The organism is Nonomuraea sp. NPDC049607, from assembly GCF_040675375.1.
In the GTDB taxonomy this organism is placed as follows: Bacteria; Actinomycetota; Actinomycetes; order Streptosporangiales; family Streptosporangiaceae; genus Nonomuraea.
In genome coordinates, this window is sequence record NZ_JBFAOV010000018.1 from 1 (window position 1) to 24164 (window position 24164).

Annotated in this window: 19 protein-coding genes and 2 pseudogenes; 11 read left to right on the forward strand and 10 right to left on the reverse strand. The window is 71.5% G+C overall.

Annotated features, from left to right (window positions below; genetic code table 11):
* Positions 1-282: pseudogene (locus tag AB0J97_RS30465) on the forward strand (multidrug RND transporter); the annotation flags it as partial.
* 169 nt (positions 283-451) lie between these two features.
* On the opposite strand, the gene AB0J97_RS30470 reads toward AB0J97_RS30465, so the two are convergent.
* A complete protein-coding gene (locus AB0J97_RS30470) occupies positions 452-634 on the reverse strand; it encodes a hypothetical protein (protein ID WP_357701594.1) in 183 nt (60 codons plus the stop codon).
* A 135-nt stretch (positions 635-769) separates the two neighbouring features.
* Positions 770-1117 carry a helix-turn-helix domain-containing protein gene (locus AB0J97_RS30475; RefSeq protein ID WP_364094781.1) on the reverse strand — a complete coding sequence of 116 codons (348 nt, stop codon included), beginning with the start codon at positions 1115-1117 and terminating at the stop codon, positions 770-772.
* A 91-nt stretch (positions 1118-1208) separates the two neighbouring features.
* Between AB0J97_RS30475 and AB0J97_RS30480 the strand changes: the two genes are divergently transcribed.
* Positions 1209-2864: an MFS transporter gene (locus AB0J97_RS30480; RefSeq protein WP_364094784.1), complete on the forward strand. Its 1656-nt coding sequence runs from the start codon at positions 1209-1211 to the stop codon at positions 2862-2864.
* Here AB0J97_RS30480 and AB0J97_RS30485 read toward each other — a convergent pair.
* A pseudogene (locus AB0J97_RS30485) lies at positions 2818-3627 on the reverse strand (LysR family transcriptional regulator); the annotation flags it as partial. The gene AB0J97_RS30480 and the pseudogene AB0J97_RS30485 overlap by 47 nt on opposite strands.
* Positions 3628-3723: 96 nt before the next feature.
* On the opposite strand from AB0J97_RS30485, the gene AB0J97_RS30490 reads away from it, so the two are divergent.
* Entirely contained in the window at positions 3724-4740 is a 1017-nt protein-coding gene (locus AB0J97_RS30490) for a nitrilase family protein (RefSeq protein WP_364094787.1), read from the forward strand.
* A gap of 241 nt (positions 4741-4981) precedes the next feature.
* On the opposite strand, the gene AB0J97_RS30495 is transcribed toward AB0J97_RS30490, so the two are convergent.
* Together AB0J97_RS30495 and AB0J97_RS30500 are read right to left on the reverse strand one after the other, a co-directional pair.
* Positions 4982-5317: a hypothetical protein gene (locus AB0J97_RS30495; RefSeq protein ID WP_364094790.1), complete on the reverse strand. Its 336-nt coding sequence runs from the start codon at positions 5315-5317 to the stop codon at positions 4982-4984.
* Positions 5318-5445: 128 nt separating this feature from the next.
* The gene (locus AB0J97_RS30500) at positions 5446-6630 is read right to left on the reverse strand and encodes a lipase (RefSeq protein WP_364094793.1); all 1185 of its coding nucleotides are present in this window, start codon (positions 6628-6630) and stop codon (positions 5446-5448) included.
* A gap of 442 nt (positions 6631-7072) precedes the next feature.
* Between AB0J97_RS30500 and AB0J97_RS30505 the strand changes: the two genes are divergently transcribed.
* A complete protein-coding gene (locus tag AB0J97_RS30505; protein ID WP_364094796.1) occupies positions 7073-8359 on the forward strand; it encodes an MFS transporter in 1287 nt (428 codons plus the stop codon).
* A gap of 52 nt (positions 8360-8411) precedes the next feature.
* On the opposite strand, the gene AB0J97_RS30510 is transcribed toward AB0J97_RS30505, so the two are convergent.
* A complete protein-coding gene (locus AB0J97_RS30510) occupies positions 8412-9572 on the reverse strand; it encodes a helix-turn-helix domain-containing protein (protein ID WP_364094800.1) in 1161 nt (386 codons plus the stop codon).
* A gap of 236 nt (positions 9573-9808) precedes the next feature.
* Here AB0J97_RS30510 and AB0J97_RS30515 point away from each other — a divergent pair, with 236 nt between their 5' ends.
* From AB0J97_RS30515 to AB0J97_RS30545, 7 genes are read left to right on the forward strand one after another with little or no spacing between them, the layout of a single operon-like run.
* Positions 9809-10642 carry an alpha/beta hydrolase gene (locus AB0J97_RS30515; protein ID WP_357701578.1) on the forward strand — a complete coding sequence of 278 codons (834 nt, stop codon included), beginning with the start codon at positions 9809-9811 and terminating at the stop codon, positions 10640-10642.
* 26 nt (positions 10643-10668) lie between these two features.
* On the forward strand, positions 10669-11529 hold the full coding sequence (locus AB0J97_RS30520; RefSeq protein ID WP_357701576.1) for a VOC family protein: 861 nt from the start codon (positions 10669-10671) through the stop codon (positions 11527-11529).
* 25 nt (positions 11530-11554) lie between these two features.
* The gene (locus tag AB0J97_RS30525; RefSeq protein WP_364094804.1) at positions 11555-13324 is read left to right on the forward strand and encodes an FAD-dependent monooxygenase; all 1770 of its coding nucleotides are present in this window, start codon (positions 11555-11557) and stop codon (positions 13322-13324) included.
* Between the two features lie 6 nt (positions 13325-13330).
* Positions 13331-14887, forward strand: a complete 1557-nt coding sequence (locus AB0J97_RS30530) for an FAD-dependent monooxygenase (RefSeq protein ID WP_364094808.1) — start codon at positions 13331-13333, stop codon at positions 14885-14887.
* Positions 14884-16956, forward strand: coding sequence for an acetate--CoA ligase family protein (locus tag AB0J97_RS30535; protein ID WP_364094811.1), 2073 nt, complete (start codon positions 14884-14886; stop codon positions 16954-16956). Before AB0J97_RS30530 ends, AB0J97_RS30535 begins: the two co-directional genes overlap by 4 nt.
* Positions 16937-18718, forward strand: a complete 1782-nt coding sequence (locus AB0J97_RS30540) for an AMP-binding protein (RefSeq protein WP_364094814.1) — start codon at positions 16937-16939, stop codon at positions 18716-18718. The genes AB0J97_RS30535 and AB0J97_RS30540 overlap by 20 nt, the downstream gene beginning before the upstream one ends.
* The gene (locus AB0J97_RS30545; RefSeq protein ID WP_357701566.1) at positions 18715-18906 is read left to right on the forward strand and encodes a DUF1918 domain-containing protein; all 192 of its coding nucleotides are present in this window, start codon (positions 18715-18717) and stop codon (positions 18904-18906) included. The genes AB0J97_RS30540 and AB0J97_RS30545 overlap by 4 nt, the downstream gene beginning before the upstream one ends.
* A gap of 134 nt (positions 18907-19040) precedes the next feature.
* Here AB0J97_RS30545 and AB0J97_RS30550 read toward each other — a convergent pair whose 3' ends face one another.
* The 4 genes from AB0J97_RS30550 to mppR form a co-directional block, all read right to left on the reverse strand.
* The gene (locus tag AB0J97_RS30550) at positions 19041-21119 is read right to left on the reverse strand and encodes a prolyl oligopeptidase family serine peptidase (protein WP_364094817.1); all 2079 of its coding nucleotides are present in this window, start codon (positions 21117-21119) and stop codon (positions 19041-19043) included.
* A 334-nt stretch (positions 21120-21453) separates the two neighbouring features.
* Complete coding sequence (locus tag AB0J97_RS30555) at positions 21454-22521, reverse strand: hypothetical protein (protein WP_364094820.1); 1068 nt, start codon at positions 22519-22521, stop codon at positions 21454-21456.
* Between the two features lie 216 nt (positions 22522-22737).
* Positions 22738-23187 carry a helix-turn-helix domain-containing protein gene (locus AB0J97_RS30560; protein WP_364094823.1) on the reverse strand — a complete coding sequence of 150 codons (450 nt, stop codon included), beginning with the start codon at positions 23185-23187 and terminating at the stop codon, positions 22738-22740.
* 113 nt (positions 23188-23300) lie between these two features.
* The gene (gene mppR / locus AB0J97_RS30565) at positions 23301-24158 is read right to left on the reverse strand and encodes an enduracididine biosynthesis enzyme MppR (protein WP_364094827.1); all 858 of its coding nucleotides are present in this window, start codon (positions 24156-24158) and stop codon (positions 23301-23303) included.
* Positions 24159-24164: the final 6 nt, after the last annotated feature.

The window sequence follows — 24164 nt, forward strand, 5'->3', positions numbered from 1 at the left end:
ATCCAGGCGGTCAGCCCGCAGGAGGGCGGCCTGGCCTCGGGCGTCAGCAGCACCACCCGGCAGATCGGCGCGGTGCTCGGCGTGGCGGTGCTCGGGGCGATCGTTCACACCCGGCAGTCCGGCGGAGCCTCCTTCGAATCCGGCCTCAACAGCGCCTTCCTCGTGGCGGGTGCCGTGACGCTGGCCTGCGCCGTGTTCACCGTCCTGTGGCTGAGCACAGGCCGGACGCCGCGGGCCGTTCCGGACGGCGTCCCCAGGCCGAGGGCAGCGGCGCGCGGGTGAGCCCGTTCAGGTGCTGGTCGCTGACGGCCGCGCCGACCGGGCGGGGGCCTCGGCGATGTTCGGGAGACGGGAACGGCTCCGAGAAAGCGGAAGGGCCCTCGCGTGGTCGCGGGGCCCGTCGCTCGCGGCGTCACCTGGCCGAGACGGCCTTCCCGGTGCGCGGGATCGCCTACTGCTGGTCCTGCGTGCGCTTCGCGGGGAGCGCGTAGGCCAGGGCCGCGCCGAGGCAGACCGACATCGCGAGCCCGAGGAGGAGGTTGTGGAGGGTCACGCCGAGGCCCATGCCCAGCGCGACGCCCGCGGCCAGGCCGACGATCCAGTTCGGGGTGGTGTTCTTCGCGTTCTTCGTCATGGTTCGATCTTGTCGGAGGTGCGGGGTTCGGGTCAGATGCCGCAATCACGAGTGGGAGATGACAGAAGTCATGACGTCCGCCAGGCGTCCGTTCGACGTGGTGCATGCCTCGGAGGGGTGGCCGGCGGTGGTGAGCTACTCCTTCTGCGGGGCCGGAGTGCGATCGAGGTATCGCCTGCCCCACACGTCCAGCAGGTGCACGATCTCCTCCAAGCTTCTGCCCGTCTCCGTGAGCGAGTACTCGACCCGCGGCGGCACCTCCCGGTACACCGTCCGCGTGACGACCGCGTCCTCCTCCAGTTCGCGGAGCTGCCGCGTGAGCATGCGCGGGGTGATGCCGTGCATCTCCCGCTTGAGTTCGCCGAACCGATGCGTGCCCTGGAGCAGTTTGTAGACGATCGCCAGCTTCCAGCGACCGCCGAGGATCTCCATGGCAACCTCGACCATGCAGTTGTCCGGCTTGTCCGGCAGGTTCGTTCGCATCTCCGTCACCTCTATTGGTATACAAATCAGCACTACGTCACAAAAAAGACAGTACTTGTAGATTCCGTAGCACCTTCCCCAGGCTGGGATCATGCGTTCGAACGACACACCTCGCCGGTGGGCGGTTCTCGCGGTGATGTGCGCGAGCCTGTTCCTGGTCGGCATCGATCTGACCGTGCTCAACGTCGCCCTGCCGAGCCTGACCGAAGAGCTGATGCCCGGCGCGACCGAGGTGTTGTGGATCGTCGACGTCTACTCGCTCACGGTGGCGGCGCTCCTGGTGACCTGCGGAACGCTGGGTGACCGGCTCGGCAGGAAACGGATGGTGCTGGCCGGGTTCGCCGTGTTCGGCGTCGCCTCCGCCGCCGCGGCGGCCTCCGCCACGACCGCGCAGCTCATCGGCGCGCGGGTGCTGCTGGGCGTCGGCGCTGCGATGATCATGGCGTCCACGGTGGCGATCATCAGGACGACCTTCTCCGACGACCGCGAGCGGGCGATCGCGCTCGGCGTGTGGACCGCGGCGCACAGCGCGGGCGCCACCGTCGGGCCGGTTCTCGGCGGTGCGCTGGTGGAGCGCTGGTGGTGGGGCGCGGTCTTCCTGGTCAACGTGCCCCTCGTGGCCCTCGCGCTGATCGCCGGCGCCCGGCTGATCCCCGAGTCCAGGGACCCTGCGCCGCGCCGGTGGAACCCGGCGGACGCGGCGCTGTCCATCGCCGGCCTCGGGCTGGCGGTCTACGCCGGGAAGCAGGTGGGCGACCACCCGTCCGCCGGGACGGCGCTGGCAGGGGCCGCAGGCGTGGCGCTGCTCGTGTTCTTCGTGGTGCGGCAGCGGCGTGCCGCTCATCCGCTGCTGGATCTCTCGCTGTTCGCCGACCGCCGGTTCACCGCCGCCATCATTTGCGTCCTGGCCTGCTTCGGGTGTTATACGTCGCTGTTGTTCTTCCTCACCCAGCGCTTCCAGCTCGTGGACGGGCTCACTCCCCTCCAAGCGGGACTGACGCTCGCTCCGCTGGCCGCGGCGAACGCGGTGGGTGCGGCTGGGGCGCCGTGGCTGGCAGCGCGTTGGGGGCGCCGGTCCGCCGTGGCGGCGTCGCTCGTCGTCTTCGGCGGCGCGCTGGCCGTGCTCGCGGCGGCGCCGGGTGGGGCCGCCGTCTTCGCCGCGTTGGTCGTCGCGGGCGCGGCGGCCGGAGTGGTGATGACGCTCGGCGCGGATCTGGTGATGTCCGCGGCCCGTCAGGAGCGGGCGGGAGAGGCCGCCGCCGTCCAGGAGACCTCGTTCGAGCTGGGCGCGGGACTGGGGGTCGCCGTACTGGGCACGGTTCTCACCGTGGTGTATCGCGCGGCGCTGCCCGCCGCGCCCGCCGGGGCGCGGGAGTCACTCGGCGCTGCGGCCGAGCTGGCGGCTTCCCTCGCCCCTGCCCAGGCGGACGAGCTGCTCCGGGCGGCGCACGAGGCGTTTCGGTCCGGGCTGAGCGCGACGCTGGCCGGCGCCGCGGCGTTGCTCTGGCTGACCGCCCTTGTCGCGGTGGTCTTGTTGCGTGACCCGGGTGAACCGGAGGCGGCGGATACGGGACGCCGCCTCAGCCGAAGTCGTCCGGTGGTGACGTCGCACCGTATGTCGTCCGGCCGGACAACGCGGGAGTGTCTCGAAGAGCAGCGAGGAAGTTGGCCGTCATGGGCTGAACGCGATCACGGTTCCACACCACGGCGATCTGCCACTCCGCCACCGGATGAAGGACCGGGGTGACGGTGACCGGCGGAGGCGCGATGCGGCCGGCGCGGGCCGGGACGAACGCCGCGCCCACTCCGGCTGCCACGAGCGCCAGCACGGTCTGCAGGTCGTCCGCCTCCTGGATGACGTCGGGACGAACCGTGAGGGCCCCGCACAGCCGTTCGATCTGCCCGACCAGGCCCGGCCCTCTGTCCTTCCTCAGTTGCACGAACCGGTGACGAGCGACCCAGCGCGGCAGGTCTGACGCGTCCTGCGGCGGCGAAGTGTGCTCGCCGGTCGAGGCGAGGGCGAGGCGATCGGTGTCCAGCACCATGTGGGCCCAGGCGTCCCCCTCGGGAAGCCGGACGAAGCCCACATCGAGTTCCCCGGTCGCGAGCCGGTCGAACTGCTCCTGGGAGGACATGTCGTCCAGGGTGACGTGCGCGTCGGGATGGCGCCGACGGAAGGCGGCCACGGCGCGCGGGGCCAGATCGATGCTCGACAGCCCGAAGCCGACCGACAGGCGCCCGATCTCCCCGGCGGCCGCCCTGGTGATGCGCAGAGCCAGGGCATCGGCGCGCCGCACCAGATCCTGCGCCTCGGGCAGCAGGATCGCCCCCAGGTCGGTGAGCGTGGCACCGTGCCGCCCGCGGTGGAACAGCCGGCCTCCCACCCGTGCCTCCAGGGACTGGATCTGCTTGGTCAGCGTCGGCTGCGTCACCAGCAGCTTCTGCGCGGCCGAACCGTACCTGCCCAGCTCGGCCACCGTCAGGAAGGCGCGGAGCAGCATCAATTCCATTCCTGGAGTCTATAGAAAGCCATATGGAATTCATTGGACGCATGGAAGACGCGTATGGTCACCTGCTGTCGAAACGGCGACGTGGAGGAGTCAGCAGTGGAACAAGGTGACGTGGCGGTGCGCGGCGCGACCGTTCAGTTCGAGCCCCGGCCCGACGACAAGAGCTACAACCTGGCCAGGATCGAGCATTACGTGCGCGAGGCGACCGCCGCGGAAGTGCGGATCCTCGCCTTCCCGGAGATGTGCCTGCTGGGGTACTGGCACCTGCGCCGACACCCCGCCGACCGGCTCCGCGAGCTGGCCGAGCCGCTGGCCGGGCCGTCGATCTCGGTCGTCCGGCAGCTGGCGGCCGATCACGGCATGGCCATCGGGGCCGGCTTCCTGGAGATCGACGAGCAGGGTCGCCTGTTCAACAGCTACGCCGTGTGCATGCCGGACGGGAACGTCCACTGCCACCGCAAACTGCACGCCTTCGAACACGAGGCGATCAGCAGTGGCGATTCCTACACCGTCTTCGACACCCCTTGGGGCGTACGCGTGGGCGTGCTCATCTGCTGGGACAACAACCTGGTCGAGAACGTCCGGGCAAGTGCGCTGCTGGGCGCGTCGATCCTGCTGGCCCCCCACCAGACCGGCGGCACCGACTCACGCAGCCCCCACGGCATGCGGCCGATCCCCGCGCAGCTCTGGCACGATCGCCGCCGCGCCCCGGAGGCGATCGAGGCCGAGCTGCGCGGCCCCAGCGGACGCGGGTGGCTGATGCGCTGGCTGCCCGCCCGCGCCCATGACAACGGCCTGTTCATCCTGTTCAGCAACGGCATCGGTCAGGACGACGATGAGATCCGCACAGGCAATGCGATGGTCATCGACCCCTACGGCCGCATCCTCGGCGAGACCTGGAAGGCGGGGGACGACATGGTGATCGCCGACCTCGACCTCTCCCTGCTGCCGCTGTCGACGGGCCGGCGATGGCTCCAGGGACGACGCCCGGAACTCTACGACATCCTCACCCGCCGATTCGGAGACGAACGCGAGCCTCGTGCCGCGCGATTCGCCACCGATTCGGTGCCACTCCACCGCGCCCCCACCGACCACGACGGGCCGGCCACCTGAGCCGCCAGCGGGGCGACACCCGGTCATCGGCCGCGTTCGTCCTGGCGGTGGCGCTCCGGCAGCTCACGGGCGGCACGGAGAGAGGATCGGAGGTGCCGTGGGGTTCTCCTGCCGGAGCCCGTACGGCTCTCCAGGCCGGCCCCGCCGCTCTCCGACTCCGAGGTTCCGCTGGAGGACATCGCCCGTCTGGTTGGCCACAGCGGGACGGAGGTCACGCTTGTCGCCGACGATCGTCACTCAGTCAGTCCCTCGACGACTGGCCGATATCTTCGTCACGAATCCCGGGCGCCGCGCTTTGCTTCTCTTCTCTTCGATGTCTCTCCATCGTCAGACCCACATCCAAGAAGAAGGCCGCGAGGAGCAACACACCACCGACGGCCAGCAGAATCGTTGTCGGGATCTGAACGAGATTGCGAACGTCCTCGCACGCGTTCACATGGTCCTGACCGGCGGAATCGGACGGCGAGATGAAGGCCGAACCACACTCCGAGCCACCTTCGGTAAGGGGCATCACCCCAGCAAGCACCCCGGCACCAACAAAGAGGAAGGCAATGAACGCGATCGCCTTTATGGACATACGTGATCCTTCGGCATGATCGATTCGGAGAAGGATCCTTCCATATCGCCCGCAGATGCGAAAGTGCTGGCCCAGCGCCTGATGACCCACCGCCCCCGGGGCGATCCATCCAGATGGTCGTGTGAGCCCTAACGGGCGATCACCCGCACCTCGGGAAACCGTGAGGAACGCTTGTCGAGCAGGTCGCCCTTGCGCCGTAGATGCAGGTCGAAGAAGGCCGTGGTGTAGGCGCGGGTGACAGCCACGGAACGCGCCGCCGACAGTGTCCCGTTCACCGCCTGCAACTGCTCCTTCGACAGACCGATCACCGGCGCCGCCTGCTCGTACACCAGCGGCAGGTCGGTGTAGGAATTGTGCTTGGCGCCCTTGGTCTTCACGTGCAGCCGCCAGCCCCTCAGCCGGGACCAGAAGCCCTTCTGCCCGCGGATGGGCTTGTCGAAGATCTCGGCCTCCATCAGCATGTACGGCCTGGTCAATCCCTTGGCGGCCACCTTGCCGAGTGCGGGTCCGTCCAGGTTCAGCACCGCTTTGACCCGCCGGTCCTCCAGCATCGTCGCGGCGGCCGTCGCTCCTCCCGCGGAATGGCCGAACATGCCGACCCTGCTCAGGTCGAACGCGCCACGCAGCCCCTTCGGCAGCTTCCGGCCTTCGGCATCGGGGTTCTGCCCCTTGTTCAGTTCCTTGAGCTGGTTCAGCACGAAGCGCGTGTCAGCCACCCGTACCTTGACCTCTTCGGCCTTCTCGTCCAGCCGGCTCACCGGGACCGGCTTCAGGACCCGGCCGGTGACCGTGCCGTCGGGGAACTCCACCTCTCCCGCATCGCCTGGATGATCGATCGTGACCACCATGTAGCCCCGGCTGGCCAGTTCTTCGACAGTGGCGGTGTTCATGGAACGGTCGGCGCCGTTGCCGGGTGAGAACAGCACGACGGGCAGCTCTCGACCCGCCACCGGGGCCCCTTCTCGGCCATGGGTCAAGGGCAGGCTGACAGCCGCGGGCGAGAGGCCGTTGGTGCGGTAGAAGGCCTCGGCGGCGCGAGGCGGCAGCCAGGGCGCGGCGGGGTGGCCGTCCGGGCTACGGGTGGGATACCACAGGCTGACCATCAGCTCACGCCGGTCGTGCGTCTTGATCCATGGGTCGGCCCTGGAGCTGTCACGCAGGTGCAGCGCGACGGTGCCGATCTCGCGCGGACCTGTCGGCTTGGGCAGGGCCACAGTGACGGGCTTCGACGCGGCCTGTACGGCGGGCCCGGTGACCAGAAGTCCGACCGCGACCGCGGCGGCCACGCCCCTTCTGAGCAATGCGTAGTTCATGACGGCCACGCTAGGGTGGCTCGCTGTCCGGAAACTCCTCACCGGAGATGAGTTCGGCCTTCCTGCGAACGGCGGAAGCACCCGTCCGCTCGGAGGGGAGATCAGGGCCCGTTTGAGGTTGAAACGGGCGGCACTCCCTGCTAGATCGATATGCACCGCGCGAGGCAGCCGTGTGACCGTAATTCAGCGGACATGTAGGCCCTTCGGCCGCTAGGGTCGGAGCCGATGCGGAATCCCGTCCGCCTGGGGAACTGAGGAGCCTGATGTCTACGACGATGACCGGAGCTTCCGTTCGCCCCTTGGTGACCGCAGTCGCGGCCTTGTGACGCCGCGCGTGTAGCAGCGAAGTCAGCACACATCCCGGTCACCGGGGCGAAGTGACACGTGTCACCGACCCTTGGCGCTGTTCGGCGTCTCCGTTCGCCCTTCCGGGAGTTCTGCTGTGTCCGCTCGTCATTCTTCACTGCTCCATGTTCGTGTCCTGGTCGAACGCCTGCTCGGCAGGAAACCTCAACCGTCGACGTCGGCTCCGAGCCCCGCTGACCAGACTGTCAGCCGGAATGTCCGCCTGCTGAGCTGGTTCAACTTCCTCGGCGACTTCCGCATGTACGGGCCGATCATGGTCATCTACTTCGCGCAGGTCACCGGCTCGTACGCCGCCGCCGCCAGCCTCCTGGCGGTGAAGATGCTGTCTTCGGCGGCGTTCGAAGTGCCTACCGGGGTGCTCTCCGACCGCCTCGGCCGACGCGGCACGATGATCGCCGGCGCCGTCGTCATGACGGCCGCCCACCTCGGGTACGCCGGCGCTTCCGGCTACGGCCTCCTCCTTGCGGCCGTGGTGCTGGAGGGGTTGGCGACCTCGCTGTGGAGCGGCAACAACGAGTCTCTGCTCTACGACACGTTGCTCGAAGCCGGCCGGGAGGAGGAGTTCCCCCGGCACTCGGGCCGGGTGAACTCGATGTTCCAGATCGCGCTCGCACTGGCGGCAGCCCTGGGCGGCGTGGTCGCCGGCACCTGGTCGCCGCGGGTGGTGGTCGTATTGTCGGTCGTGCCGCAGGTGCTGTGCGTGCTCGTCGCCCTGTGGGTCCGGGAACCGCGGGTGCACGGCCCGCGGGAATCGAGCGTGCTGGCGCATCTCGGATCGGCTCTGCGCGGCATCCGACGTAATCCGGTGCTCCGCCGGATGACGCTGGTGTCGGCGCTTCGTTACAGCAGCGAGAGCGCGGCCCAGTTGTCGCCCGTGTTCGTGACGGGGCTGTGGCCGCTCTGGGCGCTGGGCCTGTGGCGCACCTTCGGCCATGGCGTGGCCTTCATCGGCTTCCGCGTCAGTGGCTGCGTGATCGGCCGGGTGGGCGCGGCCCGCACTCTGCTGTTCGGTGAGCTGTTCGACAACGTGGCGAACTTCCTGGCGCTGATCAAGCCGACGGTGTTCTCGCCCGTGCTGCTCGGGTCCCCGGCCTACGGCATGTCGACGATCGCCCAGCAGACGTTGCTGCAGCGCGAGTTCACCGACCGGGAACGCGCGACGATGGGTTCGCTCGCGTCGCTGCTCGGCAGCGTGCTCTACGCGCTCGTCGCCCTGGGAGCCGGCCTGGTGGCAGACCGCTGGGGCATCGTTCCGGCGTTGCTCGCGATCCAGGCGGTGGTGCTGATCGCACTCCCGCTCGCCTGGTGGGTGCACGCGCACGCTTCCTCGCTCCCCGCGAGTGCCGGGACAGCGACGGACTGAGCGCCCGCTCGCCCCGGCCCGGCCTGTGGTCGACGTGGTGGGCGCCGGAAGCTCACTTGTGTGGCCATAGGCCGGCGAGGCGGGCGATGCGGAGGCCGGCGTGCAGTTCCAGGCGGACCGACCCGTCCGTGATGTCGCAGTCGATGACCTCGCGGATGCGGTCGAGCCGGTAGTAGAGCGTGCTGCGGTGGATGCGCAGACGTCGTGCCGTGCCCTGGATCTCGCCGCCGCTGTCGAGGTAGCCCTCCAGGGTCGTCGCGAGTTCGACGCCGTGGGGCGCGTTCAGCAGGCGTCGTACTCCGGTGGGGAGCTGGCTCGGCGTCAGCCGGTCGAGCGGCAGTTGCAGGAACAGGCGGTCGATGCCGAGGTCCTCCCAGAAGACCCGCTTGCCGTAACGGTGCCGATCCAGCCGGGAGGCGCGGGAGGCGAGCTGGGCCTCGTGGTAGGAGTGCACCGCCTCCGTCAACGACGGTTTCACGCCGCCCACGCCCGCCACGACCTCTTCCAGATCGGGACCGGCGAGTGCGCGTTCAAGCCTGTCGTGATTCACCGGACGCGGAAAGAGAACGATTCCCTCGGCCCCGAGAACGGCACCGACGATCTTCACGGTCGTCGATCTCGTGGTGAATTCAAGGGTCGCCTCGACGGCAAGTCGCGTCACCGACTTCGAGGACGATCCCGGGGCCTGGAGAACGAGAACCGAGTAATTCTCGACATCGTCGATGAGGTCGTCCCGGACGAGGGTTTCGGCTGCCTTCGAGCGGGCCTCCGGCGATCCTCCGAGCAATGCCGCGAGAAGGTGCTTCGAATTCTCCTTGCCGTGCCTGCGCTCGGAGATCCGCAACGAGAGCAGCGCGCCCATTTCCGGCGCGGCGGATTCCAGGACTTCGAGGTCGTCGGCGCACGGCGTTTCCCGGTCCTCGACGTAGTAGACGTAGCCGAGCAGTTGCTGCTCGTGACGCAACGGCAGGACGACCAGCTCCCCGTCGTCCTGGGTCACCCGCACGCCGTGCTTGGCGTGGTGCAGCCGATGCTCCTTGACCAGCGACTTCGTCACCGGCGCCGTCGAGCCCGCGAGCAACCGCGCGAGCCGGGCGAGCCGGGCGTCGGTGTCGTGGACGCTGAACGCCGCGATCTTCAGGTCGTGGTCGAGCACCACCAGCGCCACGCCGAGGCGATCGGCCAGATCTTGGACGGCGTCATCAAGGCTCACCGGGGTTGCTCCTCTCCTGCGACACAACGTCGGATCGGCACCAACAAATAGCGACAGATCGTACGAAGCGCTTCAACAGGGTGTCTGTCTACGGTGGTGCGACAGCGCACAAGTTAGCAATGCGAGAGGTGAAAAGGCCAAGCCCGCCGTCGTCTGGCGGGCCTGATCCCGGCCGTTCACCCGATCACTGCGCATCCTGAGCAATGCCCGCGCATGACGGGAAGGAGCCCATTCTAGTGACCGAGCGCACCGTCGAAACCCATGGCTATTCCACTTTCTTCCTGGAAAGCGGCGACGAGGCCCACGAGACCGTAATTCTGCTGCACGGCGGCGGCCCCGGCGCCAACGCGGTGTCGAACTGGAGCGGCTTCATCCCCGCTCTGAGCGACGACTATCACGTGCTGGCTCCCGACCTCGTCGGCTACGGCCGCACCGACCATCCCGAGGACATGCCGGGCAGCCTGACCGGATGGATGCGCATGCGGGTCGAGCAGGTGCTCGCTCTGATGGACGTCCGCGGGATCGAGCGGGCGCACCTGGTCGGCAACTCGATGGGCGGCGCGCTCGCCATGCACCTGGTGATGACGGCGCCGGAGCGCTTCGCCCGCGTTTCCCTGATGGGCAGCGCGGGCGGGCACTCGCAGCCGACGCCCGAGGTCATGCGGATGGTGTCCTTCTACAAGGACCCGACGATCAGCGCGCTGGAGAACCTCACCAAGTGGTTCGTCTATGACGAGGACGCGCTGGGCACGTCGATCTCGGAGATCACCGAGACGCGCTACAAGGAGGTCATGCGGCCCGAGGTGCGGCGTTCCTTCGAGCGCTTCTTCTCCTCCTCGCCCGCCGAGATGGCCGTGCCGCCGTCGGCGCTGCGCCGGATGCCCCACCCGTTCCTCATCGTGCACGGCCGCGAGGACCGTTTCGTCACCCCCGACTCCAGCGTCTTCCTGCAGCAGCACCTGCCCAACGCGCAACTGCACATCTTCCCGCACTGCGGCCACTGGGTGCAGATCGAGCGCGCCGCCCAGTACGCGGCGCTGCTGCGCGGCTTCCTCACCGACGCGTTCTGACCTCGTACGACCAGGAGACAACAGGCATGGACATCAAGCAGCTCGGCTACCTCGGCCTGTCCGCACGCGAGCCGGACGCCTTCACCACGTACGCCACGGACATCCTCGGCATGCAGCGCGTCGCGGGAGAGGACGGCGCCACCCACTTCCGCATCGACGACGTGCACCACCGCGTCACCGTCGAGGCGGGAGAGCAGGACGGCGGCGCGTACTACGGCTGGGAGATCGCCGACGCCGACGCGCTGAGCGCCGCGCTCGACGAGCTGAGCGACCACGGCGTCGTGGCCCACCAGGCGACGCAGCGCGAGCTGGAGATCCGCCGCGTGGCCGGCATGGCGCACTTCCTCGACCCCGCGGGCAACCGGGTCGAGCTGTTCCACGGGGCCTCGCCGGGCGAGGGGCAGTTCACCTCGGCGCGGGACATCGAGCGGTTCGTCACGGGTGACCTCGGCCTCGGCCATGTCGTGCTCGCCAGCCCGGACGTGGCGGCCCAGCAGCGTTTCTACACCGACGTCCTCGGCTTCAAGATCAGCGACACGATGCGCGTGCCGTTCCAGGCCACGTTCCTGCACACGAACCCGCGTCACCACAGCATCGCCTTCGTGGACGGCCCGTTCTTCGGCATCCACCAGCCGTTCCTGCACCACTTCATGCTGGAGGTCCCCGACATGGACCAGGTCGGCCGGACCTACGACCTCGTGCTCGACCGCGACGTCCCGGTCACCATGACGCTCGGCCGGCACAGCAACGACCAGATGTTCTCCTTCTACGCGCAGTCCCCCGTCGGGGTGCACACCGAGTTCGGCAGCGGCGGCGTCCTCATCGACGACGCGACCTGGGAGGTCACCGAGATCCCCGGCCCCGACCTCTGGGGCCACCGGCACTGACGTCACCCTTCTAGGAGCCATTGACATGGAAACCCTCACCCCCGTCGTGGAGACGGACGTGCTGATCGTCGGGGCCGGCCCGGCGGGCGCGACGGCCGCGGCGCTGCTGTCGACGTACGGCATCGCCAACGTGGTGCTCAACAAGTACGCCGGCGTCTCGAACACGCCTCGCGCGCACATCACCAACCAGCGCGGCGTCGAGGTGCTGCGCGACCTCGGGCTGGAAGGCGAGGTGACGAAGAACGCGACCCCGCAGCACCTGATGGGCGAGCACGTGTACGCCACCAGCCTCGCCGGGCAGGAGCTCGGCCGCCTGCGCACCTGGTACACCCATCCGCACTTCAAGGCCGAACACGACCTGGCCAGCCCGACCTCCGTGTGCGACCTGCCGCAGCACGTGCTGGAGCCGATCCTGGTCAACGCCGCCGCCTCGCGCGGGTCGTCCGTGCGTTTCAACACCGAGCTGCTGACGTTCACGCAGGACGACGACGGCGTGACCGCCCTGGTCAGGGACAGGCTGACCGGCCAGGAGTACGGCATCCGCAGCAAGTACCTGATCGGCGCGGACGGCGGCAACTCGACCGTCGCCGCGCAGGCGGGCCTGCCGCTGGTCGGCGAGATGGGGCTGGGCGGCTCGATCAACGTGGTGTTCGAGGCGGACCTCACCCGCTTCGTCGAACACCGCCCGGGTGACATGTACTGGTTCGTTCAGCCGGGCGTCGGTCACGACGGCAACGGCATCGGCGTGCTGCGCATGGTGCGCCCGTGGACCAAATGGGTCGGTGTGTGGGGATACGACGTCGACGCCGGGCGTCCCTCGCTCACCGAGGAGGACGGCGTCCGCATCGCGCACCAGCTGATCGGGGACGACCAGGTGCCGGTGAAGGTCGAGTCGATCTCCATCTGGGCGGTCAACGACGTCTACGCCACCGACAACATGGCGGGCCGGGTCATCTGCGTCGGCGACGCCGTGCACCGGCACTCGCCGATGAACGGCCTGGGGTCGAACACCTCCATCCAGGACAGCTACAACCTGTGCTGGAAGCTCGCGATGGTGTTGCGCGGCGAAGCCGGGCCGGCGCTGCTCGACAGTTACCGGGACGAGCGACTGCCGGTCGCCAAGCAGATCGTCCAGCGCGCCAAGCGCAGCGACGGGCTGATGCCGCCGATCTTCATGGCGCTGCGCCTGCCGCCCGCCTCGGGCGCGCGGGAACTGCGGGACGCCCTCGACGCCCTGCTGCGGCCGACGGCCGAGGGCGCCCAGCGGCGGCAGGAGTTCGACGCCGCGCTGCGGGCCACGATCATGTGCTTCAACACGCACGGCGTCGAGACCAACCAGCACTACACGTCCGGCGCGATCGTCCCCGACGGCACGCCCGAGCAGCCCGCGCCGCGGGACGAGGAGGTCTACCACTTCGCCTCCACCCGTCCGGGACGCCACCTGCCGCACGTGTGGCTGACCAAGGACCAGCAGCGCGTCTCCACCTTCGACCTGTGCGGCCGGGGCCGGTTCACCCTGCTCACCGGCGTCGGCGGCGCGGCCTGGCGGGAGGCGGCCGAACGCGTCGCCGAACGCCTCGGCGTGCCCGTCCGCGTCCATTCGATCGGCCGCGGCTGCGACTTCGAGGACAGCTACGGCGACTACCGCGCCCTTTCCGAGGTCGCTGAGGACGGGGCTCTCCTGGTCCGTCCCGACCACATGGTCGCCTGGCGGTCCGCCACCGCGGCGGACGATCCGGAGGCGGCGCTGAGCGCCGCGCTCGGCCAGATCCTCGGCCTGACGACCAAGGAGTAGGGGGCCATGCGCATCGCGGTGGTCGGCGGCGGGCCCGGCGGGCTGTTCTTCGCCGCGCTGATCCGGCAGGCGGACCCGTCGTCCGCGGTAACCGTCTTCGAGCGCAACCGCGCCGACGACACCTTCGGCTTCGGGGTCGTCTTCTCCGACCGGACCCTGGAGGCGATCCACGAGGCGGACCCCGTGCTGCGCGCGGCCCTGACCGAGCACGGCAGGCACTGGGACGACATCGAGGTGCGGCTGAAGGGCGAGCGGATCAGGTGCGGCGGCAACGGCATGGCCGCGGTCGTCCGGCGCACGCTGCTCCTGCTGCTGCAGGAACGGGCCCGCTCGGTCGGGGCGGACCTGCGGTTCTCCACCGAGGTGACGCTCGACGACCTGGCGGGCTACGACCTCGTGGTGGCCGCCGACGGGTCCTCCTCGCGGATCCGCGAGGAGCTCGGCCCCGGCCTCGGCTCGCAGGTGGAGACCGCCACGGCCAAGTTCATCTGGTTCGGCACCGACCACCTCTTCGACGGGCTCACCTTCATCCACGAACGCGGCCCCGACGGCGTCTTCGCGGTGCACGGGTATCCGATCTCCGACACCATGTCGACGTTCATCGTGGAGACCGACGAGGCGTCCTGGCGGCGTGCCGGTCTCGACGCGTTCGACGAGAGCCTGCCGCCCGGGGCGAGCGACCTGCGCTCCAAGGCGTACCTGGAGAGGTTGTTCGCCGAGCAGATCGAGGGCGGACGGCTGCTCACCAACAACTCCCGCTGGGCCGGCTTCCGCACGCGCCGCACCCGTCACTGGCACACCCTGACCCCGCGGCCCGTCGTGCTGCTCGGCGACGCCGCGCACACCGCGCACTTCTCCGTGGGCTCGGGCACCAAGATGGCCATGGAGGACGCCGTCGCGCTCTCGCGGGCGCTGGCCGGGCACCCCGGCGACCTCGGTACGGCCCTCGCGAGCTACGAGCGGGCGGCCCAGCCGCCGGTCCGGCACATCCAGGACTCGGCGCGGCCCAGCCTCGCCTGGTGGGAGAGCTTCGGCAGCTACTACGACGCCCTTGAGCCGTGGCAGTTCGCCTACCACTTCATGTCCCGCAGCATCTCCGACGCGCGGCTGGCCAGACGCGCGCCGCAGTTCACCGGCTGGGCCCACCGCCGGTGGCGGGACCTGCACGGCGCCGCTCCCCTGGAGACGCGCTTCGAATCCGCGGGCTGGTCGGCGCCCGGCCGGTTGCTCGACGTCGTGGCCGCCGCGGACGGCGTCCCGGCCGCCGTCCGGGGGGAGAGCGATCTGCCGCTTTCCGTGACTCCGCTGCCCGGCGCGTGGGGCGCTCTGCTGAGGGCCCCGGACACCGAGGCCGGCCTGCCCGGTCTGTGCGATTCCATCGCCGCCGGACCGGCGCTGGTCGCCGTGCACGGCGGCACGGCCCTGACCCGTACCCGGCTGTGCGAGGAGGCACGGATGCGCGCGGGACTCCCCGTACTGCTGATCGAACGGGAACCTGACCGGGACCGGGCGCTGACCACGGTGCTGTCCGGCCGCGCGGACCTGGTCGGAGTCCTCACGTGAACGGCCTCGGAACCGGGCGGGGCGATCGCGCGAACGACCTCGGCCCGCTGTTCGCCCCGCGCGGCGTCGCGGTCGTCGGCGCCTCCCGCGACCCGGGCAAACTCGGCGCCGCCATGGCCCGTTCGCTGTCCGGTTTCGACGGGTTCCTGGCACTGGTGAACCCGCGCGACACCACCATGCACCCGTCCGTCGGCGCCGCGGCCGGCGCGGGTCCCGTCGACCTCGCGCTGCTCTGCGTCCCCGCCGCGGCCTGCGCCGACGTGCTCGGCGAGGCGGCCGCCGCGGGTGTGCGGGCCGCCGTCGTGTGCGGCGGCGGGTTCGCCGAGGCGGGCGGCGCCGGGATCGAGCATCAGCGTCGGCTCGCCGCCGTCGCCCGGGACTCGGGCCTTCGGCTCCTCGGTCCGAACACCAGCGGCTTCCTGGCCCCCCACGCGCGGCTGACGGCCAGCTTCGTCCCCGGAGCCCATCGGGTGGCGCCCGGCGCCGTCGCCGTCGTGGCGGCCAGCGGCGGCGTCAACCACGCCCTGGCGTTCGCGCTGACCGAGGCGGGGCACGGCGTCAGCCTCGCCGTCGGCCTCGGGAACGCGGCCGACGTCACGGCCCCCGACGTCCTCGACCACCTCGCCGGCGATCCCCGCACCACCGCCGTCGCCCTGCACGTGGAGTCGGTGGCGGACGGGCCCCGGCTGGTCGCGAGCGTGCGCCGGCTCACCGCGACCCGGCCGGTCGTCGCCCTGGTCGTCGGCCGCCACGATGTCGGAGCCTTCGCCGCGTCGCACACGGGGGCGCTCGCGACCTCCTGGCGCACCACGCGCGCCGCACTGGCCCAGGCGGGGGCGGTCCTCGTCGATGACGAACGCGAACTCGTCGACGCCGTCGGCGCGCTCGCGGTGACGCGGGCCCGGCCCTGCGCCGACCCGGGCGTCGGTGTCGTCACCGCCCAGGCGGGTCCGGGGCTGCTGCTCCTCGACGACCTGCGAGGACGCGGGATCCGGGTGCCCGAGCTCACTCCCGGCACCCGCCGGAGCCTGGCCGGGCTGCTGCCGCCGCTGACCTTCCAGCGCAACCCGGTCGACACCGGCCGCCCCGGGCCCGAGCTGGGAGCGGTGCTCGCCGCCACCGGCGCCGACCCCGGCGTCGACGTCATCGCCGGGTACGTCCTGCACGAACCGGACGCGGTCGACGTCGTCGCCGCCGTCACGGAAGGCGGGACCGCGGGCGTCCCCGTCGTCCTCGGGCTGGCGGGAACGGGCGACGACGTCACCCGCGACCGCAGGGCCCTGCGCGAGTCGGGCGTCCCCGTGGCCCACGACGCCCGCGGCGTCGCCGCCGCCACCGCCGCTCTGCTCGCGGACGCCCGTGCGCGCACGCCCCGACCGGCCGTCCCGGACCCGTGGCAGGCGCCGACCGGCCTGGCCACCCGGTACGACGAGCACGAGGGAAAGGAGCTGCTCGAACGGCTGGGCGTGGCGACCATGCCACGCCGTGCCTGCGCGGACCGGGCGGCGGCCCACGCCGCGTTCGACTCCGTCGGGACGCCGGTCGCCGTGAAGCTGCTGGACGCCGAGATCCTGCACAAGACGGAGATCGGCGGCGTGCACCTGGGCGTGTCCACCCACGCCGGCCTGGACGCGGCGCTCGACGCGCTGGACGCGGCCGGCGCGCGCCGCTACCTGGTCGAGGCCATGGCGCCGGCCGGGATCGACCTGGTGGTCGGCGCGCGGCGCGACGTCGTCTTCGGCCCCCTGGTGCTCGTGGGGCTGGGCGGCACGGTGGCCGAAGCCCTGGCCGACGTCACCGTCAGGCTCGCCCCGCTGTCCCCCGGCGAGGCCGCCCGCATGCCGTCCGAGCTGGCCGGGCGGGCCCTGCTCGCCGGGTGGCGCGGCGGCCCCGTCCTCGACCCCGACGACCTCGGCACGATCGTCTCCAGGCTCGGCGACCTGCTGGCCGCCAATCCGCTCCTGGACGAGATCGAGGTCAATCCGCTACGGCTCACGCCACAAGGTCTGATCGCGCTTGACGCCGTCATCCTCACCAGGAAGGCCGACGATGCCCACACCGATCACTGAGCACACCGTGCCTTGGCCGGACGCCGACGTCGCCCGTTTCACCGAGCGGGGCTACTGGGCCGGGGCCGCGATCGGCACCCTGCTGCGAGAGGTCGCCGACCGCGATCCGGACGCCACGGCGCTGGTCGACGGGACGGGCCTCCGCCTCACGTACGGCGAGCTGGCCGACCGCGCCGACGCCGCCGCCGGGCGCCTGCGTGACCTCGGCCTCGCCCCGGGCGAGCGGATCATCATGCAGCTGGGCAACTCGTGGGAGTTCGTCGTCCTCCTCCTGGCGTGCCTGCGCGCGGGCGTCGTGCCCGTGATGGCGCTGCCCGCCCATCGCCGGGCCGAGCTCACCTATCTGGCCGTGCACGCCGAGGCCGTGGCGATCGCCGTCCCCGACCGGAGCAGGGACTTCGACCACCAACGACTGGCCCACGACCTGGCGTCCGACGTACGCGCCGCCACCGGGGCCGGATGGCGGGTGCTGGTCGCCGGGGACGACGTCGGACCAGGAAGCGTCGACCTGCGCGCCCTGTGCGGCCCGCCCGCCGGCCGGGCCGGCTTCGACGCGCCCCCTCCCTCCTCCCGGGACGTGGCCGTCTTCCTGCTGTCCGGGGGCACGACGGGCCTGCCCAAGCTCATCGCCCGCACCCACGACGACTACGCCTACAACGCCCTGGCCAGCGCCGAGGTCGCCGGGATCACGTCGGAGTCGGTCTACCTGGTCAGCCTGCCCGCCGGGCACAACTTCCCGCTCGCCTGCCCGGGGATCCTGGGCGTCCTGCTGGCCGGTGGGCGGGTGGTCATGCTGCCCTCGCCCGAGCCGGTACGGGCCTTCGCCACGATCGCGGCGGAAGGCGTCACGCACACCGCGGTGGTGCCCGCGGTCGCCGGTCGCTGGCTGGAACGGGCCGCCGAGCACGGCGCCGGGCAGCTCGCCACCCTGCGGGTCGTCCAGGTGGGCGGCGCCCGCCTGGCGGACGAGCTGGCGTACAAGGTGGAGCCGGTGCTCGGGGCGACGCTGCAGCAGGTGTTCGGCATGGCGGAGGGCCTGCTGAACTTCACCCGCCTGGACGACCCCTCGGAGACGGTGTGCACCACGCAGGGCCGTCCTCTGTGCCCGGATGACGAGATCAGAATCGTGGACGAGCAGGACCGGGACGTACCGGACGGCCAGGCCGGACTCCTGCTCACGCGCGGGCCGTACACCCCTCGCGGCTACTACCGGGCCGCGGAGCACAACGCCCGCTCCTTCACCGGCGACGGCTGGTTCCGCACGGGTGACATCTGCCTGCGTACCCCCGAGGGCAACCTCGTGGTGGCCGGCCGCGACAAGGACATGATCAACCGGGGTGGGGAGAAGATCTCCGCCGAGGAGGTCGAGAACCTCGTGTACCAGCTCCCCTCGGTCAGCCAGGTCGCCGCCGTGGCCATGCCGGACGCCCTGCTCGGGGAACGCGTGTGCGTGTACGTCGTGCCCCGGGACGGCGCGACGGTCACGCTGGAGGAGATCCGCGCGCGGATGGAGAGCGCGCAGGTCGCCCGTTTCAAGCTTCCCGAACGGCTCGTCGTCGTCGGGGAACTCGCCTGGACCAAGGTCGGCAAGATCGACAAGAAGGCCCTCCGGACCGACATCGCCGTCCGCCTCAGGGCGGAGCAGCGCGGCACGGGCACTCGCGAAGCGGCACAGGCCGAGGACGATGGGAGAGACGCGTTCGGAGGGGTAGGAGCAGCCGGACGTCACTTCATGGAACAGGACGTGAGGGAGTCGAGATGAAGGCTGCAAAAGGCGATCAGCTGATCGTGGAGGGCACGCGCGACGGCGAGCACCGCCGCGTGGGGTTCATCGTGGAGGTGGCGCACGCGGACGGCTCGCCGCCCTACCTGGTTCGGTGGCTGGACGACGATCACGAGTCCCTCGTCTTTCCGGGGCCGGATGCGCGAGTCGTCCACGCCGTCCGATGAGAGAACACCGCCGGGCCGCCTGAACCCTCGTGCGCGGGGTTTGGGCGCCCTACGGGCCACCGGCGACGTGCGAGCCATGCCGTAGATGCGCGCCGGTCCGGGTGCTGCCGGTTCGGACAGGCCGTCGGCCGGGCTCATGACCCTTGGAGACCGTCCGCGAGCCCGGTGTGGGCGGCGCAGAACGCCAGCGCGTCGGCGTGCAGGTCGTGCCAGCGGGAGGCGGCGCGCGCGCCGTGGCCCACGCCGTCCTCGCAGCGCAGCAGGATCGGCTGCTCGGAGGCGGTGGCGTGCTGCAGGGCGGCGGCGAACTTGCGGGTGTGCATGGCGTCCACCCGGGGGTCGGTGCGCGGGGTGGTCAGCAGCACCGCCGGATAGCGGATGCCGGGTCGCACCTGGTGGTAGGGAGAGTAGCCGAGCAGCACCGGCAGGTGGTCGGGGTGGTCCGGGTCGCCCAGTTCGGTCGTCCACAAACGGCCCAGCCCGAAGCTCGGGTAGCGGACGAGGTCGGTGACGGAGTCGGAGCAGACGGCGGCGGCGAACAGCTCCGGGGCGCGGGTGAGCGCGGCGGCCACGAGCAGGCCGCTGTGCGAGGCGCCCTTGATCGCGAGCTGACCGGCGGTGGTCCAGCCGTCGTCGATCAGATGACGGGCGGCGGCGATGAAGTCCGCCACGGCGTTGGGCTTGTTGACGCCGCGCCCGGCGGCGTGCCAGGCCGTGCCGTACTCGCCGCCGCCACGTACCGCGGCGATGGCGTAGATGCCGCCGGCGGCCACCCAGGCCAGCGTGGTGGGCGAGTACGTGGGCCGGAAGGAGGCGCCGAAGCCGCCATAGGCGGTCAGGACGGCCGGGCGCGGGCCTCGCGGTCCTGGGCGGGCGAGCACGTACAGGTGCCCGGCGCTCTGGCCGCAGGGGTAGGTGAGCCGGGCGACCGTGGGCGCGTTCGCCGGGCGTGGCGCCCTCTGCTTCCCGCCGGGCCGTCGCCATGGGCGGCACCCTTGGTCGCGCGGGTCGTAGCGGTACACGGCCGGTGCGGTGACGAAGTCGGTGTAGGTGAAGTGGGCCTCGGCGCCGCCGGGCGGGCCAGTCAGGCCCGTGATGGTGCCCGGTCCGCGGCCGGGCGCCGGGACGGCGCGCAGGAAGGCGCCCTCGCCGTCGTGCAGGCGCAGTTCGGCGCCGTCGGGGCTGATGAGGCTGACCAACAGGTACGGCTGCCGGCGGGGACCGACGAGCGGGACGCAGCCGGACAGCACCGCGGGGGCGCTGGAGGTGACCAGCGTCCGCCACCGGGAGGCGTGCGGGTCGCCGGGCTCGACGGCACAGACACGACCATAAGGGGCTTCTGCGTCGGTGACGGCGTACAGGCGGCCGGCGGGGCCGGATTTGAGCATCGCGGTGGTGTGGTCCCGGACGCCGTCGTGGATCAGGCGGGCGTCCAGGATGTGCTCCCGGCCTGGGACGATCGGGGCCAGCCACAGGCGGTTGCCGCTCTGGGCCCCGGGGGCGGCGCTGATGGACAGACCGTGGCCGTGGGGGCTGATGGCGATGGACAGATGCGGCCAGGCGGTGGAGAAGACGACGGCGTCGTCGTCCGCCGTGTCCAGGCGGTGCAGCCGTACCTGGCGGCGGGGCGGGAACGGGCCGGTGGAGAGGGTCAGGTAGTAGAAGCCGGAGTCGTCGGGCAGCCAGGCGATCGGCGTGATCCGGCCGGGGCGCAGCGGCCCGGCCACGACGCGCCGGCGAGGCACGTCGAGAACCTGGAGGACCGGCCGCTCGTCGCCGCCGCGCGAGGTCTGGTAGGCCAGCAGATCGCCGGTCCACGACGGCCGCCAGGCGTCCAGGGTGGTCAGCGCCGACGGGTCCAGCCTCAGCGGATCGAGCAGCGGGGCCGGTGCGCGGCCGGCGAGGGCGGTCATGAGGACCGGCAGCTCCTGCCCGGCGGCGCGGTGCAGGTAGAAGCTTCGCGGCCCGCGGATCACCGGTGGGCCGGCCGCCGGGCCGCCGTCCGCCGCGAACTCCTCCAGCAGTCGCCGCAGCCGCGGCCGGTGGCGCCAGGCGGGGGCGTGCGCGGCCAGCAGCGCGGCCTGGCCGTCGAGCCAGGTGGCGCAGTCGGCGCTGTCGGCGTTCTCCAGCCATCGGTAGGGGTCGGTGACCAGGTGCCCGTGCAGCAGGTCCGCCGTCGGGACGCGGCGAGCGGGCGGGTAGGGCGACGGCACGGGCTCCCCCTCCCTCCCGCTCGCCGACGGGCCCGCCGAGGCGTCGGCGGGCCCGTCGGTGCCGGTCAGCTCAGCTCGCCGGTCGTGGCTTCGGAGCGCCAGTCCTCCAGCGAGGCCATCTCGTCGGAGAGAAGCCCAATAGGGAGGCCGGGCAGTTCGTTCATGACGTGATCCTTTCGGGTGCACCTTCTGGTACGCCTGCTCATGCCCGCCGCCGTATTGCTGAAAGTAGCCGCTCGGTCACATTCAGCTAACGGAGAGATCAGGTGCGGATGCCGACGGGAGGAGTCCCCGCCCGTGAGCGAGCAGCTCCGACGGCGGTGCTCGCCGGCGCTCAGGAGTTCCCGGGCGCGGGCCGCCACACGAGGGCGCGGCGCGAGCCGTCGGGGGCCTCGGCCCACCCGGTGATCTCGCCCTGCGCGTTGACGGCGTTGGCCATCGTGGCGGTGCCGGTCGCCGGGTCGGGCAGCAGGGCCGGAGCCGCGCCGGGGCCGGTCCAGACCGCCGCGTGGGCGGCGGTGCCGGCCCCCGTGCAGGTGTGCGTGCCGGCGATCACGTCGTCGTCGTTGACGGCCTTGGGCGTGGCCAGGCCGCCGGCGTCGGGCAGGCGCCGCATGCCCTCCTCGGCGCTCCAGATGTAGCCGCCCGCGAGCACGCCGTCCGCGCCGAGCGCCGACTGGCCGACGATGTGACCGTCGCCGTTGATCCCCTCGGCCTGGCTCCACTGGCCGCCGAGCGTGCCGAGCTCGGTGATGACGCCGTCCTCCCAGAGGAAGGCCCGGTGGGTCCGCTGGCCGGCCGGGCCGGGCGGTTCGAGGCGGCCCTGGGTGCCGGCGATCTGCCCGGCCGGGTTGACGGCCGCCGCATGGCTGCCGGGGACGGCGGCGAGGTCGGTCCGGACGCCGTCCTGGATGCGGAACGCCTGGTAGCGGGCCGTGCCGTTGGGCAGCCAGTACCGATATTCGCCCACGACGACGCCCGCGCTGACGTCGTGGACCAGGGTGGGGACGCTGCCGAAGATGCCGAGGTCGGTCATCGTCCCGGCGCGCCAGTGGAAGGCGTGCCCCTTCTCCGTCGCCGTGTAGCTGCTGCCGACGACGTTGCCGTCCTCGTCGAGGGCGCCGGCGGAGGCGTGGCCGCCGCCGAGACTGCCCAGGTCGACCACCTGCGCGCCGTCCCAGACGGTCGCCCGCTGTTCGCCGGTCGCGCTCACGCTGGAGCCGGCGATCTGTCCCAGGTCGTTGATGTCGAGTGCGTACCCGGTGACGCCCAGGTCGGTGACCTCCCACTGGTCGGTGGTCGCCGGGCAGCCGTCCGCCGCGGCCGGGCCCGCGCCCGCCGGCTGTCCGGCCATGAGGAGGATGCTCGCCAGGATGGTCAGGCTCGTGCGTGTGGTTCTCATGGTCACCCCACTGTCCGAAGAGCCGGCAAAAACGATCACCAAGATATGGGCGCGATCGCCGGCCGCCAAGGCACGAAGGGGAACGTCACCATCCGTCCGCGGGCGATCCCGGAAGGCGTCGGCTCGCGGGCGGCGGGCCTGGGCACGCCGGTGCGGCCGAGGTCGGCGGAGCGGGCGTCGGCTGACACATCGCGCCGCGGCAGGCGCGTTCGCGGGTCACTCTTCGGGGGTGTCGCCCCCGGCGGCGTCGGGCAGCCCTTCGAGCTCGCGTACGCGCTCGACCATCTCCAGGATCGCGGTCAGGCTCTTCGGCGAGAGCCCGGCCGCCCGCAGCGCGATGCCCCGGACGGAGGCGTCGCGCATGGCGGCGAGCAGCGACAGCTCGGCGTCGATGCGCTCAGCCGCCTCGTCGTCGAAGAAGTAGGCGGGCGGGACGCCGAAGAATCCCGCGAGCGCCTCAAGATGGCGCTTGGTGGGGTTGTCGCGCAACCCCTTGCGGAGCTGCCAGATGTACGTGCCCGAGATGGTGGGCCCGCCCGCCGCCCGCAGCGCGTCGGCGACGTCCTCGAAGCTGTATTCGCCGCCCTCTCGCGAGTGGACTGTGCGGAACAGGTGGTCCAGCTTCGCCGCTAGGGTACGGCGTCCCTCGGATGGGGTGTCGGGCATGATTCCTCTGCCGGATGCACGGAGGCGGCTGGGTGGAGAAGGGGACGCTGCCGCCAGCATAGCAGAGGAATTAACTTCAGTTGACGACCGAATAGCGTTCCGTTAACGACAGTCTACGTCGGCTCCAGCGCCCGGCCATGGTGCAGCGTCTCCGCGTACGAGAAGACGTACCCCCTGCCCACCTCGACCGGGGCCAGTCGGGCGAGGTCGGAGTCCGGCACGTCGGGGAAGCGCACCTCGGCGCGGCCCGTCCAGATCTCCGAGAACTCCACGTCGCTCACCTCCGAGGTCACCAGCCGCGTCACCGGTTCCTCCGCCGGGAGCCAGGCCGGGAACAGCCGCGTGTGCACCAGCGGGACGGTGTGCAGGCGGGGCGGCTCGTCGGCGCGGCCCTCAAGGGTCACGGCCGCCTCGGCGACGCGCCTGCCGCCCGCCGACAGCGCGGCGTCGAAGCGGCCTCCGGGGGCGAGCCTGGGCCCCGCCCTGCCGACCCGGGCCGGCCTGATCTGGTGCACCTGACCGAACTGTTTGGGCATGCCCTGGATCCAGCCGCGTACCAGCGGCACCGGCTCGTCCACCCAGGCGTACGGACAGCGGGCCAGAGGACGGCCGCGGTACTCGCAGGCGAGCAGGATCAGGAACTCGGCGAACCGGCAGCGGGCGGGGTCGGCCAGCTCGGCGCCGTCGGCGGAGCACCACTGCCACTCGGCGAAGATCGCGGCGGCGGCTCCCGGGTCGGGGCCCAGGGTGAGCTCCGGGGGCAGGAAGCGGGCGGCGGCCTCGGGGTCCACGCGGTAGTCGGCCATGATGACGTCACCGGAGAAGTGCCAGGGCGGCGGGGTGACCATCGCCGCACGCCCCGAGGGCGAGAGCGGGAGCGTGTAGCCGTGCGGGGACGCGGCGGGTGGGGGGTCGGCTGCGGTGGGCGAGGGTGCGGTGGGCGAGGGTCCGGTGTGCGGGGGGGCGGTCATCAGGGG